At 63.8% G+C, this 16681-nt stretch carries 12 protein-coding genes; 5 read left to right on the plus strand and 7 right to left on the minus strand.

Annotated elements, in window-relative coordinates:
• Positions 1-5: 5 nt before the first annotated feature.
• On the minus strand, positions 6-707 hold the full coding sequence (locus ACIQUI_RS05820) for a response regulator (protein WP_403195838.1): 702 nt from the start codon (positions 705-707) through the stop codon (positions 6-8).
• 272 nt (positions 708-979) lie between these two features.
• On the opposite strand from ACIQUI_RS05820, the gene ACIQUI_RS05825 reads away from it, so the two are divergent.
• Both ACIQUI_RS05825 and ACIQUI_RS05830 read left to right on the plus strand, forming a co-directional pair.
• Positions 980-2155: an efflux RND transporter periplasmic adaptor subunit gene (locus ACIQUI_RS05825; RefSeq protein ID WP_403195841.1), complete on the plus strand. Its 1176-nt coding sequence runs from the start codon at positions 980-982 to the stop codon at positions 2153-2155.
• An 11-nt stretch (positions 2156-2166) separates the two neighbouring features.
• Positions 2167-5286, plus strand: coding sequence for a multidrug efflux RND transporter permease subunit (locus ACIQUI_RS05830; RefSeq protein ID WP_403195843.1), 3120 nt, complete (start codon positions 2167-2169; stop codon positions 5284-5286).
• A gap of 180 nt (positions 5287-5466) precedes the next feature.
• Here the strand turns inward: ACIQUI_RS05830 and ACIQUI_RS05835 are convergent, their stop codons facing one another.
• Positions 5467-5778 (minus strand): HU family DNA-binding protein, encoded by a 312-nt coding sequence (locus tag ACIQUI_RS05835; RefSeq protein WP_403195845.1) that lies wholly within the window; start codon positions 5776-5778, stop codon positions 5467-5469.
• A 187-nt stretch (positions 5779-5965) separates the two neighbouring features.
• Here ACIQUI_RS05835 and mobA point away from each other — a divergent pair, with 187 nt between their 5' ends.
• On the plus strand, positions 5966-6541 hold the full coding sequence (mobA, locus tag ACIQUI_RS05840) for a molybdenum cofactor guanylyltransferase MobA (RefSeq protein WP_403195848.1): 576 nt from the start codon (positions 5966-5968) through the stop codon (positions 6539-6541).
• Positions 6542-6670: 129 nt separating this feature from the next.
• On the opposite strand, the gene ACIQUI_RS05845 is transcribed toward mobA, so the two are convergent.
• The 5 genes from ACIQUI_RS05845 to peaA all read right to left on the minus strand — a co-directional run bounded on the left by ACIQUI_RS05845 (position 6671) and on the right by peaA (position 13006).
• A complete protein-coding gene (locus ACIQUI_RS05845; RefSeq protein WP_403195851.1) occupies positions 6671-8344 on the minus strand; it encodes a fatty acid CoA ligase family protein in 1674 nt (557 codons plus the stop codon).
• Between the two features lie 138 nt (positions 8345-8482).
• Positions 8483-9604, minus strand: a complete 1122-nt coding sequence (gene peaD / locus ACIQUI_RS05850; protein ID WP_403195854.1) for a quinohemoprotein amine dehydrogenase subunit beta — start codon at positions 9602-9604, stop codon at positions 8483-8485.
• Between the two features lie 32 nt (positions 9605-9636).
• Positions 9637-9960 (minus strand): quinohemoprotein amine dehydrogenase subunit gamma, encoded by a 324-nt coding sequence (gene qhpC / locus ACIQUI_RS05855; RefSeq protein WP_012272119.1) that lies wholly within the window; start codon positions 9958-9960, stop codon positions 9637-9639.
• A 1-nt stretch (position 9961) separates the two neighbouring features.
• Complete coding sequence (peaB, locus tag ACIQUI_RS05860) at positions 9962-11392, minus strand: quinohemoprotein amine dehydrogenase maturation protein (protein WP_403195856.1); 1431 nt, start codon at positions 11390-11392, stop codon at positions 9962-9964.
• Between the two features lie 48 nt (positions 11393-11440).
• Complete coding sequence (gene peaA / locus ACIQUI_RS05865; RefSeq protein ID WP_403195859.1) at positions 11441-13006, minus strand: quinohemoprotein amine dehydrogenase subunit alpha; 1566 nt, start codon at positions 13004-13006, stop codon at positions 11441-11443.
• A gap of 493 nt (positions 13007-13499) precedes the next feature.
• Between peaA and ACIQUI_RS05870 the strand changes: the two genes are divergently transcribed.
• Both ACIQUI_RS05870 and ACIQUI_RS05875 read left to right on the plus strand, forming a co-directional pair.
• Positions 13500-14993, plus strand: a complete 1494-nt coding sequence (locus ACIQUI_RS05870) for an aldehyde dehydrogenase family protein (protein WP_403195862.1) — start codon at positions 13500-13502, stop codon at positions 14991-14993.
• A gap of 155 nt (positions 14994-15148) precedes the next feature.
• The gene (locus ACIQUI_RS05875; protein WP_403195865.1) at positions 15149-16462 is read left to right on the plus strand and encodes a hypothetical protein; all 1314 of its coding nucleotides are present in this window, start codon (positions 15149-15151) and stop codon (positions 16460-16462) included.
• Positions 16463-16681: the final 219 nt, after the last annotated feature.

Consider the following 16681-nt stretch of genomic DNA (forward strand, 5'->3'; position numbering starts at 1 on the left):
GCCGGTCAGCACTCCCACTCTACGCGGCTGAACAGATAACCCTTGCCCCACACGGTCTTGATCTTGCGCGCTTCGCCAGCGTTATCGTCGAACTTGCGCCGCAGCTTGGAGATGGCCACATCCACGGAGCGATCGGTGCCATTGAACTCGATGCCGCGCAGTTGTTGCAGGATACGGTCACGGTTCATCACCTCGCCGGCATTGCGTGCCAGCACTACCAACAAGTTGTACTCGCCACTGGACAGCTCCACCTCGTCACCGCGCCAGCTCACCGTGCGCTCGGCCAGGTCGATGCGCAGGCCGCCGATCAGGATCAGCTCGTTGTCCAGGCGCGGCTCGTTGACACTGCTGCGGCGCAGCAAGGTACGCACGCGGGCCAGCAGCACCCGGGGTTCGCAAGGTTTGGTCACGTAGTCGTCAGCGCCCATTTCCAGGCCCAATACCTGGTCATGGCTGTCGTCACGGGCGGTCAGCATGAGGATGGGCAAGGTCTGTGACTCCTGGCGCAACAGCCGGCACAGTTGCAGGCCATCGATCCCCGGCAGCATCAGGTCGAGAATGACCAGGTCGGGCTTTTGCCGACGGTATTCGTCCAGCACATGGTCGCCCCGGGCGATCACCTGGACATGGAAGTCATTGCGTTGCAGGTAGCTGGCGATCAGCTCGGACAGGGCACTGTCGTCTTCGACCAGGAAAATATTCGGCATAGGCGCTTGGGGTCTGGGTTGGAGTGAACCTGCACCGGCCCTTTCGCGGGCAAGCCCGCTCCCACAGGTACAGCACAGGTTTCAGATGCTGTGCGGTCCCTGTGGGAGCGGGCTTGCCCGCGAATGGGCCGGCACAGGTCTACGCAGAATATAGAACCCATCCACTCGACAGGATCATTCTTCACACTTTTTCACACTCCCCCTACAGGTGTTAACAGCCGTTCAGCCAACACCTGCCGTACCATACACACGGTCATCATCGGAAGATCCGCATGCCTACTATCCTCTCCCCTCGTCTGCGCCCAGTGGCGCTTCTGGCGTTCTTGAGCCTGTCCCTTGCAGGCTGCGGCGACAGCGCCGAACAGGACGAACAGGCCCCCACCCCGCAGGTGCGGGTAGAAACCCTGCAATTGCAGCCCCTGGCCATCAGCAGCGAACTCAGTGGTCGTATCCTGGCCCCGCGTACCGCCGAAGTACGTGCGCGTGTCGCAGGCGTGGTGCTCAAGCGCGTCTACCGCGAGGGCAGCGACGTCAAGCAAGGTGATGTGCTGTTCCTGATCGACCCGGCGCCGTTCAAGGCCGACCACGACAGCGCCCGCGCCACCCTGTCCAAAGCCGAGGCCACCCTGTACCAGGCGCGCCTGCAAGAGCAACGCTACCGCGAACTGGTCGACGACAAAGCCGTCAGCCGCCAGGAGTACGACAACGCCAAAGCCAGCTTCCTGCAAGCCGACGCCGATGTGGCCGCCGCCAAGGCTGCCCTGGAGCGCACCCGCCTGAACCTCGGCTACGCCACCGTCACCGCGCCGATTTCCGGCCGCATCGGTCGTGCCCTGGTCACCGAGGGCGCACTGGTCGGGCAAAACGAAAGCACCCCGCTGGCGACCATCCAGCAACTGGACCCGATCCACGCCGACGTTACCCAGTCCACCCGCGAGCTCAACGCCCTGCGCCGCGCCTTGCGCGCCGGCGAGTTGCAGCAGGTGGGCGACGGCCAGGCCCGCGCCACGCTGATCCAGGACGATGGCAGCGCCTACCCGCTGCCGGGCAAACTACTGTTCTCCGACATCAGTGTCGACCCCAGCACCAACCAGATCACCCTGCGCAGCGAGTTCCCCAACCCGGACCTCGACCTGCTGCCCGGCAGCTACGTGCGCGTACGCCTGGAACAGGCCGTGCAGCCCCAGGGCCTGAGCGTGCCGCAGCGGGCCATCCTGCGTGACAGTGCCGGTGTGCCTAAGGTGTTGGTGGTCGACCAGCAAGCCCGAGTCAGCGACCGCCAGGTGGTATTGGGCAGCGCCCAGGGCGACCGCTGGGTCGTCAGCGAAGGCCTGGCCCCCGGTGAACAGGTGGTGGTCGAGGGCCTGCAACATGTCAAGGCCGGTGACCAGGTGACGGTCGACAACGCATCAGGCACAGCGCCCATCGCACAGCACAACGGCCAGTGAGGGCCTGATTCATGCCGCAATTCTTCATCGACCGCCCGGTGTTCGCCTGGGTGGTTGCACTGTTCATCCTGCTGGCCGGAGCACTGGCCATCCCGCAGTTGCCGGTGGCCCAGTACCCCAACGTGGCCCCGCCGCAGGTGGAAATCTACGCCGTTTACCCGGGCGCCTCGGCGGCGACCATGGACGAAAGCGTGGTCAGCCTGATCGAGCAGGAGCTCAACGGCGCCGACAACCTGCTGTACTTCGAGTCGCAGAGCAGCCTGGGCAGCGCCACCATCACCGCCACCTTCGCCCCGGGTACCAACCCGGACCTGGCCCAGGTCGACGTGCAGAACCGCCTGAAGGTGGTTGAGTCGCGCCTGCCGCGCCCGGTCACCCAGCAGGGCTTGCAGGTAGAAAAGGTGTCCACCGGCTTCCTGCTGCTGGGCACCCTTACCTCCGAAGACGGCAAGCTTGACGAAACCGCACTGTCGGACATTCTTGCGCGCAACGTGATGGACGAGATCCGCCGCATCAAGGGCGTCGGCAAGGCCCAGCTGTATGGTTCGGAACGCGCCATGCGTATCTGGATCGACCCAGCCAGGCTGATCGGCTTCAACCTCACGCCCAACGACGTGGCCGAGGCCATCGCCGCGCAGAACGCCCAGGTCGCGCCTGGCAGCATCGGCGACCTGCCCAGCCGCAGCACCCAGGAAATCACCGCCAACGTGGTGGTCAAGGGCCAGCTGAGCACCCCCGAGGAGTTTGCCGCCATTGTGCTGCGCGCCAACCTCGATGGCTCCACGGTAACCGTCGGGGATGTCGCCCGTGTCGAAATCGGCGCCCAGGAATACCAGTACGGCACGCGCCTGAACGGCAAGCCGGCCACTGCTTTCAGCGTGCAGCTCTCGCCAGGCGCCAACGCCATGGAAACCGCCACTCTGGTACGGGCAAAAATGCAGGAGCTGGCGCGGTACTTCCCGGAAGGCGTCAAGTACGACATCCCCTATGACACTTCGCCGTTCGTCAAGGTGTCGATCGAACAAGTCATTACCACCCTGTTCGAAGCCATGCTGCTGGTGTTCGCGGTGATGTTCCTGTTCCTGCAGAACCTGCGCTACACCCTGATCCCTACCCTGGTGGTGCCGGTGGCGCTGATGGGTACCTTCGCGGTGATGCTGGCCATGGGCTTCTCGGTCAACGTGCTGACCCTGTTCGGCATGGTACTGGCCATCGGCATCCTGGTCGACGACGCCATCGTGGTGGTGGAAAACGTCGAGCGAATCATGGCCGAAGAAGGCCTGCCGCCCAAGGAAGCAACGCGCAAGGCCATGGGCCAGATCAGCGGTGCGATCGTCGGCATCACCCTGGTGCTGGTGGCAGTGTTCCTGCCCATGGCCTTCATGCAAGGCTCGGTGGGGGTGATCTACCAACAGTTCTCAGTGTCGATGGCGGTGTCGATCCTGTTCTCGGCATTCCTGGCCCTGAGCCTTACCCCGGCGCTGTGCGCCACCCTGCTCAAGCCGGTGGCCAAGGGCGAGCACCATGAACGCAAAGGCTTCTTCGGCTGGTTCAACCGCCGCTTCGAAAGCATGAGCAACGGCTATCAACGCTGGGTAATGCAGGCGCTCGAGCGTAGCGGCCGTTACCTGCTGGTGTACGCGGTGCTGCTGGCGGTGTTGGGCTATGGCTTCAGCCAGTTGCCCACGGCGTTCCTGCCCACCGAAGACCAGGGCTATACCATCACCGATATCCAGCTGCCGCCAGGCGCAAGCCGCATGCGCACGGAACAGGTGGCTGCGCAAATCGAGGCGCACAACGCCGAAGAGCCGGGCGTAGGCAACACCACCGTGATTCTCGGCTTCAGCTTCTCCGGCAGCGGGCAAAACGCGGCCCTGACCTTTACCACCCTCAAGGACTGGTCCGAGCGCGGTGCCGACGACAGCGCCCAGTCGATTGCCGACCGCGCCAGCGCGGCCTTCTCCCAGCTGAAGGACGCCGTGGCGTTCTCGGTATTGCCGCCGCCTATCGACGGCCTGGGCGAGTCGACCGGCTTCGAGTTCCGCCTGCAGGACCGGGGCGGCATGGGCCACGCCGAGCTGATGGCTGCCCGTGACACGTTGCTGGCCAACGCTGGCAAAAGCAAGGTGCTGACCAACGTGCGCGAAGCATCGCTGGCCGAAAGCCCGCAGGTGCAGTTGGAAATCGACCGCCGCCAGGCCAATGCCTTGGGGGTGTCGTTCGCCGATATCGGCTCGGTACTCGATGTTGCAGTGGGCTCCAGCTACGTCAACGACTTCCCCAACCAGGGCCGCATGCAGCGCGTGGTGGTACAGGCCGAAGGCGACCAGCGCAGCCAGGTCGAAGACTTGCTGAAAATCCACGTGCGCAACAACAGTGGCAAGATGGTGCCACTGGGCGCATTCGTCCAGGCCAGATGGGTCAGTGGGCCAGTGCAGTTGACCCGCTACAACGGCTACCCGGCGGTGTCGATTTCGGGCGAGCCGGCAGCTGGCTACAGCTCGGGCGAAGCCATGGCCGAGGTCGAGCGACTGGTGGCCCAGCTACCGCCGGGCACCGGCCTGGAATGGACCGGCCTGTCGCTGCAGGAGCGCTTGTCCGGCAGCCAGGCCCCCCTGCTGATGGCACTGTCACTGCTGGTGGTGTTCCTGTGCCTGGCGGCGCTGTACGAAAGCTGGTCGATTCCCACCGCCGTGCTATTGGTGGTACCACTCGGCGTGCTGGGTGCGGTGCTGGCCGTGACCCTGCGCGGCATGCCCAACGACGTGTTCTTCAAGGTGGGGCTTATCACCCTGATCGGCCTGTCGGCGAAAAACGCCATCCTGATCATCGAGTTCGCCAAGCATCTGGTTGACCAGGGCGTGGACGCCGCCGACGCCGCCGTGCAGGCCGCCCGCCTGCGCCTGCGGCCCATCGTGATGACCTCGCTGGCGTTCATCCTTGGCGTGGTCCCCCTGGCCATCGCCAGCGGCGCCAGCTCGGCCAGCCAGCAGGCCATCGGCACCGGGGTGATCGGCGGCATGCTCAGCGCTACCCTGGCGGTGGTGTTCGTGCCGGTGTTTTTTGTAGTGGTGATGCGGTTGGCGGGCAAGGGCAAAACAGAAACCACGGGCGAGGAGGCTCCGGCCTGACGCCAGCCAATCAAGGAATCTGGGGCCGCGTTGCGGCCCATCGCCGGCAAGCCAGGCTCCCACAAGTTCGGCGCATGGCTTGAATTCATTGCAGTCGGGGTGGGAGCTGGCTTGCCGGCGATGGGCTGCGAAGCAGCCCCAACTGGCCTGACTGGCATCAGGCTCCGGTCCCCTTTCCGGTCATTTGCTTGGTTTAGGCTTCTGACCGGGGTGCTCGTAGAGTTGGACGGCGTCCTTGAATTTTTTACCGGCCGTGAATTTGACTTTGTTCGCAGCGGCAATCTTCAACGCCTCGCCCGTTCGCGGGTTTCTGCCGATCCGCTCTTTCCTGTGTGCAGTTGAAAAGGTACCAAAGCCCACCAGGGCCACATTCTCGCGTGCGCTTAGCGTTGCCTTGACTGTATCGATAAAGACATCGACCACCTTCAGTGCCTTTGCCTTGCTCACATCCGCAGCCTCTGCCACGGCATCTACCAGTTCCGATTTGTTCAAAAGTCTTCTCCTTGTTATCGGCCTTGGCACCGTCGCAATGCCAAGGTTCCAACTGTATTGAAGGGAGAAGGGGCGCCCGGCACAACTGGCAAAAATGTCAGGCGGGTGCAAACCGTAAGCCCGCTTGCTGGACAACGCTTGCCGGCCATGGGAGGGTTGCCACCTGCCCTAACCTGGAACTGCAACCATGACCACATCCTTGCCTACCAGCTCAGCCCTGATTCTCGCTGGAGGCCGTGGCCAACGCATGGGTGGGCGTGACAAAGGCCTGGTGGACTGGCAGGGCGAACCCTTGATCGCGCACATGCACCGCACCGTAAGGCCACTCACTGATGACCTGGTGATTTCCTGCAACCGCAACCAGGACGTCTACCGCGCCTATGCCGACCAGTTGGTGGGCGATGCCGACGCGGACTTCCCCGGGCCACTGGCGGGGGTGATTGCCGGGCTCAATGTGGCACGGCATGACTGGGTGGTGCTGCTGGCTTGCGATGCACCGCTGGTTGACGGGGTGTTGATCGAAGATCTGCTGCGGTTGGCAGTGGCCAATGACAGTGCGGCCATGGTGCGCCAGGGTGGGTATTGGCAACCGATGTTCAGTGTGCTGCCGCGGCGGGTGCTGCCGGTGCTGCAACAGGCCTGGGCCGAGGGGGAGCGGAGTTTGCAGAAGGCCTTGCTGCGCGACCAGGTCCAGGCGCTGGAATGTGCAGAAGGCGATCGCCGGTTGAGCAATTTCAACAGCCCGGAGTTGCTGCAAGGCTGAAGTCATCTGCCGCCTGTGCGGGCCTCTTCGCGGGCAAGCCCGCTCCCACAGGTACTGCACCGACTTCAGATCCTGTGCGGTCCCTGTGGGAGCGGGCTTGCCCGCGAAGAGGCCCGCACAGGCAATACATCACCGTGCAGACAATTCCTCGACACTGATCTCACGCATCCTGAACTTCTGCACCTTGCCCGTCACGGTCATCGGGAACTCGTCGACAAAGCGGAAGTACCTGGGCACCTTGAAATGCGCAATCCGCGCCCTCGCCCACTCGCGCAACTCATCCTCACTGGCACTATGCCCTGGATGCAGCCGCACCCAGGCCACGATCTCTTCGCCGTATTTGCTGCACGGCACGCCAATCACCTGCACATCCGCCACCGCCGGGTGGGTGAAGAAGAACTCTTCCAGTTCACGCGGGTAGATGTTCTCGCCGCCGCGGATGATCATGTCTTTACTACGCCCGACAATGCGCACGTACCCCTGCTCGTCCATCACGGCAAGGTCGCCGGTGTGCATCCAGCCATCTTCATCGATGCTTTCAGCCGTGGCCTTGGGGTTGTTCCAGTAACCGAGCATCACGCTGTAGCCGCGGGTGCACAGTTCACCTATCTCGCCACGTGGCACGGTGTTGCCGTCGGCGTCGACCACCTTGCTTTCCAAACGTGGCTGGGTGCGGCCGACGCTGGTCACCCGGCGTTCCAGGTCATCGTCAGGCCCGGTTTGCAGCGACACCGGGCTGGTTTCGGTCATGCCATAGGCAATCTGCACTTCGGCCATGTGCATCTCGCCAATCACCCGGCGCATTACTTCGATTGGGCACGTGGCACCGGCCATGATCCCGGTGCGCAGGCTCGACAGGTCGAATTCGCCCCGCTGCGGGTGGTCCAGTTCGGCGATGAACATGGTTGGCACGCCGTACAGCGCCGTGGCCTTTTCTTCCGCCACCGCACGCAATGTGGCCAACGGATCGAAGGCATCGTTGGGGTAGATCAGCGTGCTGCCGTGGGTCATGCAGCCAAGGTTGGCCATGACCATGCCGAAGCAGTGGTACAGCGGCACCGGTACCACCAGCCGGTCGTGCTCGGTCAGGCCCAGGCTTTCGCCGACCATATAGCCGTTGTTGAGGATGTTGCTGTGGCTGAGGGTGGCACCCTTGGGAAAACCGGTGGTGCCCGAGGTGTACTGGATATTGATCGGGTCGTCGCAGTGCAGTTGTGCCTGGCGCTCGGCCAGGGCCTCAGGGCTGACAGCTTCGGCGCGGGCCTGCAACGCGTGCCAGGCCAGAAACCCCGGCGGTGGCGCAACGGCCAGGCTGACCACGCCGCGTAGCTCGGGGAACCGTTCGCAAGTCAGCGCGCCCGGTTGGCCGCTGGCAAGCCCCGGGATCAGGCCCAGCAGCATGGCGTGGTAATCGGACGTCTTGAACGCATCGGCGCAGATCACCCAGCGGCAGCCGGACTGGCCGAGGGCATAGTCCAGTTCGCTGGAGCGGTAGGCCGGATTGATGTTGACCAGGATCGCGCCAACCTTGGCACTGGCAAATTGGGTGACGCACCACTCGGCGCAGTTGGGCGCCCAGATACCCAGGCGGTCGCCGGGTTGCACGCCCAGGGCCAGCAGGGCGCGGGCGTGTTGGTCGACGGCCTCGGCCAGTTGCTGCCAGGTGTAGCGCAGGGACTGATGGCGGACCACCAGGGCTTCGCGGTCGGGGAAGCGGGCGACGGTGGTGTCGAAGGCATCGCCGATGCATTGGCTGAGCAGGGCTTTGGCCTGGTCGCCCTGGGAGTAGCTTGGCTGGGGCATGGGCGTTCTCTTGTTGTTTTTGTGTTGTCCGGGCCGGCCTCTTCGCGGGCTTGCCCGCTCCCACAGATACCACACAGGTTTCAAGGACTGTGCAGTACCTGTGGGAGCGGGCAAGCCCGCGAAGAGGGCAACGCCGGTCTAGCGGATAAACACCTGCGGTGTGGTGGTAGACATGTCACCACCCGGCAACTTGATGTTCTTCACCTTCTCCAGCGTATCCGGGTTGAACACCGCCAAATCGTTGAAAGTGCCGCCCAGGTACAGCTTGTCGCCCTTCTTGTCGAAGGTGACGCAGTAGTAGGTGTGCTCAAGGTTAGCCGCCTTGATCAGCTTGCGCTGCTTGATGTCGTACTTGGCCAGGCGGTTGAGCACGCCGTAGATCTGGTTCGGGTCCTTGGGCGAGCGCAGGCCGGTGAAGTACAGCTCGGTCAGGTCGGCAAACTCCTGGGTATGGGTCTTGCCGGTCTTCAGGTCTACGCTCAGGTAGCCGTACAGCAGCTCGGCCTCGTTCGGGTCCTGCTTCTCATCCTTGAATCTGGCGATGGTGTACAACATCGAGAACTCGTGGCGCGGGTTCTGGTGCGGCCAGAAATACAGCACGTCCGGGGCGCTGTAGCCCTTGCGGTTCCAGTTGCGCAGTGGCAAGGCCACCGTGTACTTGCCGGTCTTCACGTCCATCTTGTAGATGTCCGGCCCGGCGAAATACAGCGTGCCATCGTCGGCGGTGCGCATCAGGTACACCTGGCGCGGCATCGGGAAGGTACGCACCGGCTTGGCCTGCAACCCGTCGGCGGTGCTGAACACCTCCAGCCGCGGTGGCTTGACCACGTAGTGGTCGTTCAGCATCTGGGTCGGGTTGACCGTGGCGTACACTTCCTTGCCGTCCGGGCTGATGGCGAACGAGTACATCGACCGGCCCACTTCACCGGCCACGCTCGACAGGTTGGCCCGGAAGGTATTCTTGCAGGTGTCCAGGTCGATGCCGTAGATGTCGCCGTAATGGTTGTTCAGCACATAGGCGGTACGGTTGTCCGGCGCCATCATCGCGGTACCGGGGCCGAACCTGTCGGGCATCTTGCAGCTTTTGTAGACCGTGTCACTGGCCACATCGACCACATGCAGGTTGTTCGGGTAGTTGGTCACGATCATGTATTCGTGCCCTGCCTTCAGCGCCGGCCCGGTGTCGTCGGCCTGCGCCAGCCCGGCGCAAGCCGTGGCGGCGATGGTGAGCGCGAGTTGCGCGCAGCGTCCAGCTTTCATGCGGTTTCCCCTTGTCATTCTTGTTGGGCCGGTCACTTGTCTTTCGGGAACACAGTGCCGAGGTTGCGCCAGTCATCCGCCGAGTTGGTCGCCTGGGCGTTCCAGTCCTGATAGGTGCTCATCATGTCCGGCACCTGGGCCGGCCACCAGCAAGGGTCGGAGCAGCCATACAGGTCGGCTTCCATCGGCTGGCACAGCGAACTCACACCGCCAAAGGCATCCACTTCCCAACCCGGGTCGGTGGTGGCGGTGCAGCCTGCCACCGCACTCATGGCCATGACTTCTTCCACGCGGTCTTCGGCGGCGGCTTGTTCAAGGATGCGCGCCTTGTTGTTCAGGGGCTTCAAGTGCTTCATGTCAGTGCGCCTTCCGCGGGGTGATGTAGCGGTCGATGAAGGCCGGGTTGGCGGCCATGATGCGGCTGTAGACTTCAATGCCGAAGTCGACCCAGTCGCGCATCAGTTCGCAATAGTGATAGGTCGGGTGCTGCGGGTCGCCGTAGCGGGCGTAGCTTTCGTGGTAGCAGCCGCCAGAGCACAGGTTGCGGATGCGGCAGCTCTCGCAGCCGGTGTTGCTGCGGTCCAGGCGCTGCGACAGGAAGTCGTTGAGCTCTACCTGCTTCACACCCTGGTGCACATTGCCAAAGGTCGGCAGGTTGGAGCCGGTGAAACGGTGGCACAGGTTCAACTCGCCCTTGTGGTCCACCGCCAGCATTTTCAGCCCGGCACCGCACGGCAGGGCCTTCTTGTGGCCCTCGTGAATGTCGGTGATCAGCTGATGCAGGTTGGAGAAGCCGATGTTGCGGTGCTCCAGCGCAGCTTCCAGGTAACGGCGGCCCAGCGCCTTCATGTTGGCGAAAACTTCTACCAGTTCTTCGCCGGTGAGGTTGAAGTCGGCCATGTCGCCGGAGGTGACCGGGGCAAAGCCGACTTCGGCAAAGCCCATTTCGTTGAACAGGTGGTTCCAGATGGTCTCGATATCGGTAATGCCGCGGGTCAAGGTCACCCGCGCGCCCACCGGGCGACTGTTGTAACGCGACAGCAGCAGGTCAGCCTTGCGTCGCACTACGTCATAGGTGCCCTGCCCGCCCACGGTGATGCGGTTGCGGTCGTGCACGGTCTTGGGGCCGTCGATGCTGATCGACAGGCCGAAGCGGTGGGCATTGAGCCAGTCAATGATCTCTTCGGTCAGCAGCGTGGCATTGGTGGTCATGATGAACTCTACCTGCTTGCCCGCCTCGGCGAACCGCCGCTCGCAGTAGGCCACCATGTGCTCGATCAGCGGCCGGTTGGACAATGGCTCGCCACCGAAGAACACCACGCTGTAGCGCTCTTCGTCGGGCGATTCCTTGAGCAGCATTTCCACCGAGGCCTCGGCGGTGGCGGTGCTCATCTTCTTGCCGGCTGACGGCTTGTCCAGGTCTTCCTTGTAGCAGTAGGTGCAGCTGAGGTTGCACCCGGTGTTGACGTTGAGCACCACGGTATTCAGTGCCGTGCGCTCGACCCGCTTGAGGGCGATTTCCGGGGTCAGCGGCGAACCGTCGCTGACCAGTTCCAGCGCGATCAGCTCGCGCAGGGTGTCCTGGATATCGTTGCTGGCAAACTGCTGGCCAAGGCGAAGCATCAGCTCCTCGGCCGAACAGCCCTGCTGGCGCAGGGTGTCGATGATGCCGCCGGTTACCGCATCGGCGGTGAACAGCGAACTGCTGGGGATATGGAACAGCATGCGGTCGGCGTCGACCTGAACTTCGTGCAGGTTGCGCTCGACAAGATTAAGTAGTGCGCCCATGGCGACCTCCCGATAATCGATCCGTTGGAAAACCGTTGCGCCCTGCCGTTACGGCAGTGGCGGGTTGTTCCAGCGCTGAACGGTGACGATCATGTGCCCTTCGCCGGTCTGGCCACCGTCGGCCAGCGTGGCGATGACCTTCAGGTTGCCAGCGTTGTTGGTCATCATCTTGCGCTCAGGGTTGGGGCCAGCGCCGCCTGGTACGAACACGCCATCGGCCTGCATCTTGCCGGCGAACTTGACGTCTTCGTCCTCGACCGCACGCTCGTTGAACGGCTCAACCTTCCAGGTGGCCGGCAGGTAGCCGATGCGCAGGGGCTGCCCACTGGCGTCCTTACCCCAGGCTTCAGCCTCGAAGCGGCCTTGCACTTTCGGTACCGAAGCGCCGTTCTCGCCAATGCGGGCAATGGAGAACGCCGGCACTACCTTCACTTCATCAACCTTGTCGTACACCGCTAGGTTGACGCCCTTGAGCGCGCCAACCGCAACTTCGCGCTGGCCAGGCGTGGCGTCTGCCGCAGCGCGGGCCTTGACCCGCACCAGGGTTGGGGTTTGCTCCAGCACCTCGGTCACTTCCACGCCAGCGCCCAGGTCGGGCTTGCCGTCCAGGCCGCTGCCCACCAGGGTGATTTCGCTTTCGCCACCGGCCTTGATAAACGCGGGTTGTACTGCCAGCAGGCGTGCCTTGCCTTCCTTCGCAGCGGTGAAGTCCAGCCCACGCTCGTCGTGCTCGGCCTCGAACATGCGGCCTTTCATTTCGCCATCCAGCGCCGCGAATACCTGGCGCAGGTTGGTGTCGCCAACCTTGACGTTGCCGCGCCACTCGTAGCCGTTGTACAGGATCGCCGTGCCACTGCCGTTGAACGGCGTACCGTCGGCATAGGCGCCCTTGACCTCAACCTTGAAGGTGTCGCCCTCGGCCGCTGTGACGCTCATCACCCCACGCACATCGCCTTTGGCCAGCATGCGACCGCTGAACGCCCACTGCCCCGGCAATGCGTCGGCCTTGGGTTTGGCTTTCTGCCATTCGGCCCACGCCGCGTTTTCCAGCGGGTAGCGCCTGGCCAGTTCCGGCACCACTTGCTGCAAGGCAATCGGCAGCCAGTCTCGGTCCCGCGCCTGGGCCTGATATTCGAGGGACGGCCATTGGCCAAGGTGGAAGTTGACCAGGTGCTCCCATTCCTTGGCCGGGCGGCGCTGCAAGGCGACGCGGGCACCGGAGTGGCAACGGCCACAGGTTTCGCTGAGTTGGGTGTCGAAGTGCTCGACAGTGTTCAACCGGCGCTCCATGGCGTAGCGCACACCATCGGTTTCGCTGGGCGCCAGGCCTTGCTTGTCGGCCAGGTACTTGACCAGCGTGCGACGGTCGTCGTCGCTGATCTGCAGGCCGTGCATCACCTGCATCCGGGCGATGCTCATCAGCCAGCCTTCCGGGGTTTTGCGCTGGTGGCTGATACGGCTGTAGGTATCGTTGCCTTCGGGGATATGGCACCCCATGCACTTGTTCTGCAACAGGCTCGGGCCCTGCTCGGCCGCCATGGCCTGGGTGCTCAGCAGCGCGGCGGCGACCAGCGCCAGTTTGCCCGCATGCCGCCGGAGTCGAGTCGTCTTCAAGGTCAGACCTCCACGGTTGTTGTTCTTATCGTTTTTCGCACGCTTTGGTACAGCAGGTGTGCATGTGACGGTTGTGATACAGGAACTGTGCCAGATGTTGTAAAAGTGTTGCCTTTCAGGCTTTTAGGTGGTTTCCCGGGCTTGGTCGGAAGCAAACATGGCCAATTGCACCGTGCTATTTCGCGACAGGGTGTTTCATGTTGAGACAGGGCCTGCTGCGCAGGCCTTCGCGGGCATGCCCGCTCCCACAGGAAACTCACCGGTTTCAAGCTCGTGCATTACCTGTGGGAGCGGGCGCGCCCGCGAAGAGGCCGGTACAGCCACTGTGTCACCACCGTCTCACACCGTCTCAATGTGCAACAGCGCAACCCTGCAATGACGACCTTGCACCCAGGCAAAACCCAGCCCGTTCAATACCTTGCGCGCAATGCACACGCTTGGCACGCGCCTTGCGCCAGTGCCCGTCACATCCAATGACAAGAGGCACAGCCCCATGCTTTCCGACCTGCCCATCCTGCCCGCCACCCGCGCCTTTCTCGAACGCAAGCTGAAGATGCGCATCGGCGCCGACTGGCAGGACGCCGCCAGCGGTCACACCCTGTCGTTCCGCAACCCGGCCACCGGCGAAGTGCTGGGTGAAGTGCCTGCCGCCGAAGCCGAAGACGTCGACCGCGCCGTACGCGCAGCACGCCAGGCCTTCGACGATTCGCCGTGGAGCCGCCTGCGCCCGCGCGAACGCCAGAACCTGCTGTGGCGCCTGGCCGACCTGATGGAGCGCGACGCCCGCCAGCTGGCCGAGCTGGAATGCCTGAACAACGGCAAGAGCGCCGCCGTGGCCCAGGTGATGGACGTGCAACTGGCCATCGACTTCCTGCGCTATATGGCTGGCTGGGCCACCAAGATCGAGGGTAGCACCGTCGAAGCCTCCATGCCGTTGATGCCCAACGACCAGTTCCACGGCTTTGTGCGCCGTGAAGCTGTCGGCGTGGTCGGCGCCATCGTCGCCTGGAACTTCCCGTTGCTGCTGGCCTGCTGGAAGCTCGGCCCGGCACTGGCCACCGGCTGCACCGTGGTGCTCAAGCCGGCTGACGAAACACCGCTGAGCGTGCTCAAGCTGGCCGAACTGGTAGACGAGGCCGGCTACCCGGCCGGTGTGTTCAACGTGGTCACCGGTACCGGCCTGAATGCCGGCGCCGCGCTCAGCCGCCACCCCGGCGTGGACAAACTGACCTTCACCGGCTCCACCGAGGTCGGCAAGCTGATCGGCAAGGCGGCCATGGACAACATGACCCGCGTCACCCTGGAGCTGGGCGGCAAGTCGCCGACCATCGTCATGCCCGACGCCAACCTGCAGGAAGCCGCTGCCGGTGCGGCCACGGCAATCTTCTTCAACCAGGGCCAGGTGTGCTGCGCCGGCTCACGGCTGTACGTGCACCGCAAGCACTTCGACAACGTGGTAGCCGACATCGCCGGCATCGCCAACGGCATGAAGCTGGGTAGCGGGCTGGACCCGGCCGTGCAGATGGGGCCGTTGATCTCGGCCAAGCAACAGGACCGTGTTACCGGCTACATCGAACTTGGCCGCGAACTGGGTGCGACCATCGCCTGCGGTGGCGAAGGCTTTGGCCCAGGTTACTTCGTCAAGCCGACGGTGATCGTCGATGTCGACCAGCGCCACCGCCTGGTGCAGGAAGAAATCTTCGGGCCGGTGCTGGTGGCCATGCCGTTCGATGACCTGGACGAGGTGATCGGCATGGCCAACGACAACCCCTATGGGTTGGGTGCAAGCATCTGGTCCAACGACCTGGCCGCCGTGCACCGCATGATCCCGCGCATCAAGTCGGGCTCGGTGTGGGTCAACTGCCACAGCGCGCTGGACCCGGCGCTGCCGTTTGGTGGCTACAAGATGTCTGGCGTCGGCCGTGAAATGGGGGCGGCGGCCATCGAGCATTACACCGAGCTCAAGTCGGTGTTGATCAAGCTCTGATCACTCTCCTGACCTGGCCTCTTCGCGGGCTCGCCCGCTCCCACAGGTCGCCACTGCCCTTTGGTCCTGTGTCGTACTTGTGGGAGCTGGCTTGCCGGCGATAGGGCCAGCACAGGCAATACAAAAACAACAATAAAAAACCATGGAGCAAAACCATGAAGCACACACTCGCCTGCACATTGGCCCTGTTGCTGACCGCCCCCGCCACCCAGGCCTACGAGCTGTACAACCAAAACGGCACCACCCTCAACGCCGACCTCGAAGCCCTGTTCGGCGTCTTCCACAGCGACGAAAGCTTCAACCAGGCCGGCAACCGCCAGCCCGGCAGCACCGCCTGGCAGGAGGGCTACATCAAGTACGGCCTGAGCGGCAGCCAGGCCGTGCCCGATGCCGGTGCCCTCTACGGCGCCTTCAGCCTGCTCAGCTCCGCCACCTGGGGCGACGGCGATGCCGCCGGCCTGACCCTGGGCGACGAGCGCCGCACCGCCATCGAAGACCTGTACCTGGGCTGGCGCTCAAGCAACCTGTTCCCGGCACTGGGCGAAGACGGCGTGGACATTTCCGGCGGCCGCCAGGTAGTCACACTGGGCGATGGCTTCCTGATCCAGGGTGACCCGGTAAACCTGGGCAAGGTCGACCTGGGCGCCAACTTCGACCGCGGCGGCGCCTACTACCTGGCGGCCCGCAAAGCCTTCGACCGCACCGCCGTGCTGCGCCTGGGCGGCAACCAAGGCTGGCGCGGCGACCTGATGTGGTTGAAGTCCGACAACCATTACCAGGCCGACACCTCAATGGCGGTGGCCAACCTGGAGCATGTCGGCGACAACGGCACCGTCGGCCTCAGCTGGATCCGCGGCCTCGATGTAGACCAGCGCTACGCGCAGATCATGGGCCTGGAGCACCGCGACGGCATGGACACCGCCAGCCTGCGCGGGCGCGGCAACCTCGGCGTAAAAGACCTGGAACTGGCCGCCGAGTACGTGACCCAGGACAAGACCGGCGGGCGCGAGAACGCCTGGTACCTGGAGGGCAACTGGACGTTCTCCGAGCTGCCCTGGACACCGACTGCGACCTACCGCTTCAGCCGCTTTTCCGAGGGCTTCGACCCGTTGTTCTATGGCCTGAGCCGCGGCTATGGCACCTGGTTCCAGGGTGAAGTGGCGGCCAACTATGCCGGGCCGTTCAACAAGAACAGCCAGGTGCACCATGTGGCGTTGAAGGGCAAGCCAAGGGACAACCTGACCGTTGGCGCGCTGTACTTCGACTTCGACACGCTGGACACCGACCAGGGTAACCTCGGCGGGCGGGAGCTGGACCTGTATGTGGAATGGATGGTCAACGACCACCTGCTGATCAGCCCCGTGGTGGGGTTCTACAAACCGGAGCGTAGTGCGGCCAACGGTGGGACGCAATTGGGGGGGACGGACACCGGGACCTATCTGCAACTCATCGTCGGCACCTTCTTCTGATTCGAGACTGTGGGGCTGCTTTGCAGCCCATCGCAGGCAAGCCAGCTCCCACAGGGATCGCATCAGGGCTGACAGGGGTTGGCCACAAGATATGCGGCGCGTGTGAGATCGAGCGCCGCCCGCGCGGCGCTCGATCTCAAAGGCGCTGAAGATGCCGTGGCGAGCACCCGGCAACCCTGATGCCCTTGCCAGAAACCATAGAACCTCCCACAGGAACAG

The sequence above is a fragment of the Pseudomonas sp. NPDC090592 genome, assembly GCF_044769185.1.
Classification (GTDB): Bacteria; Pseudomonadota; Gammaproteobacteria; order Pseudomonadales; family Pseudomonadaceae; genus Aquipseudomonas.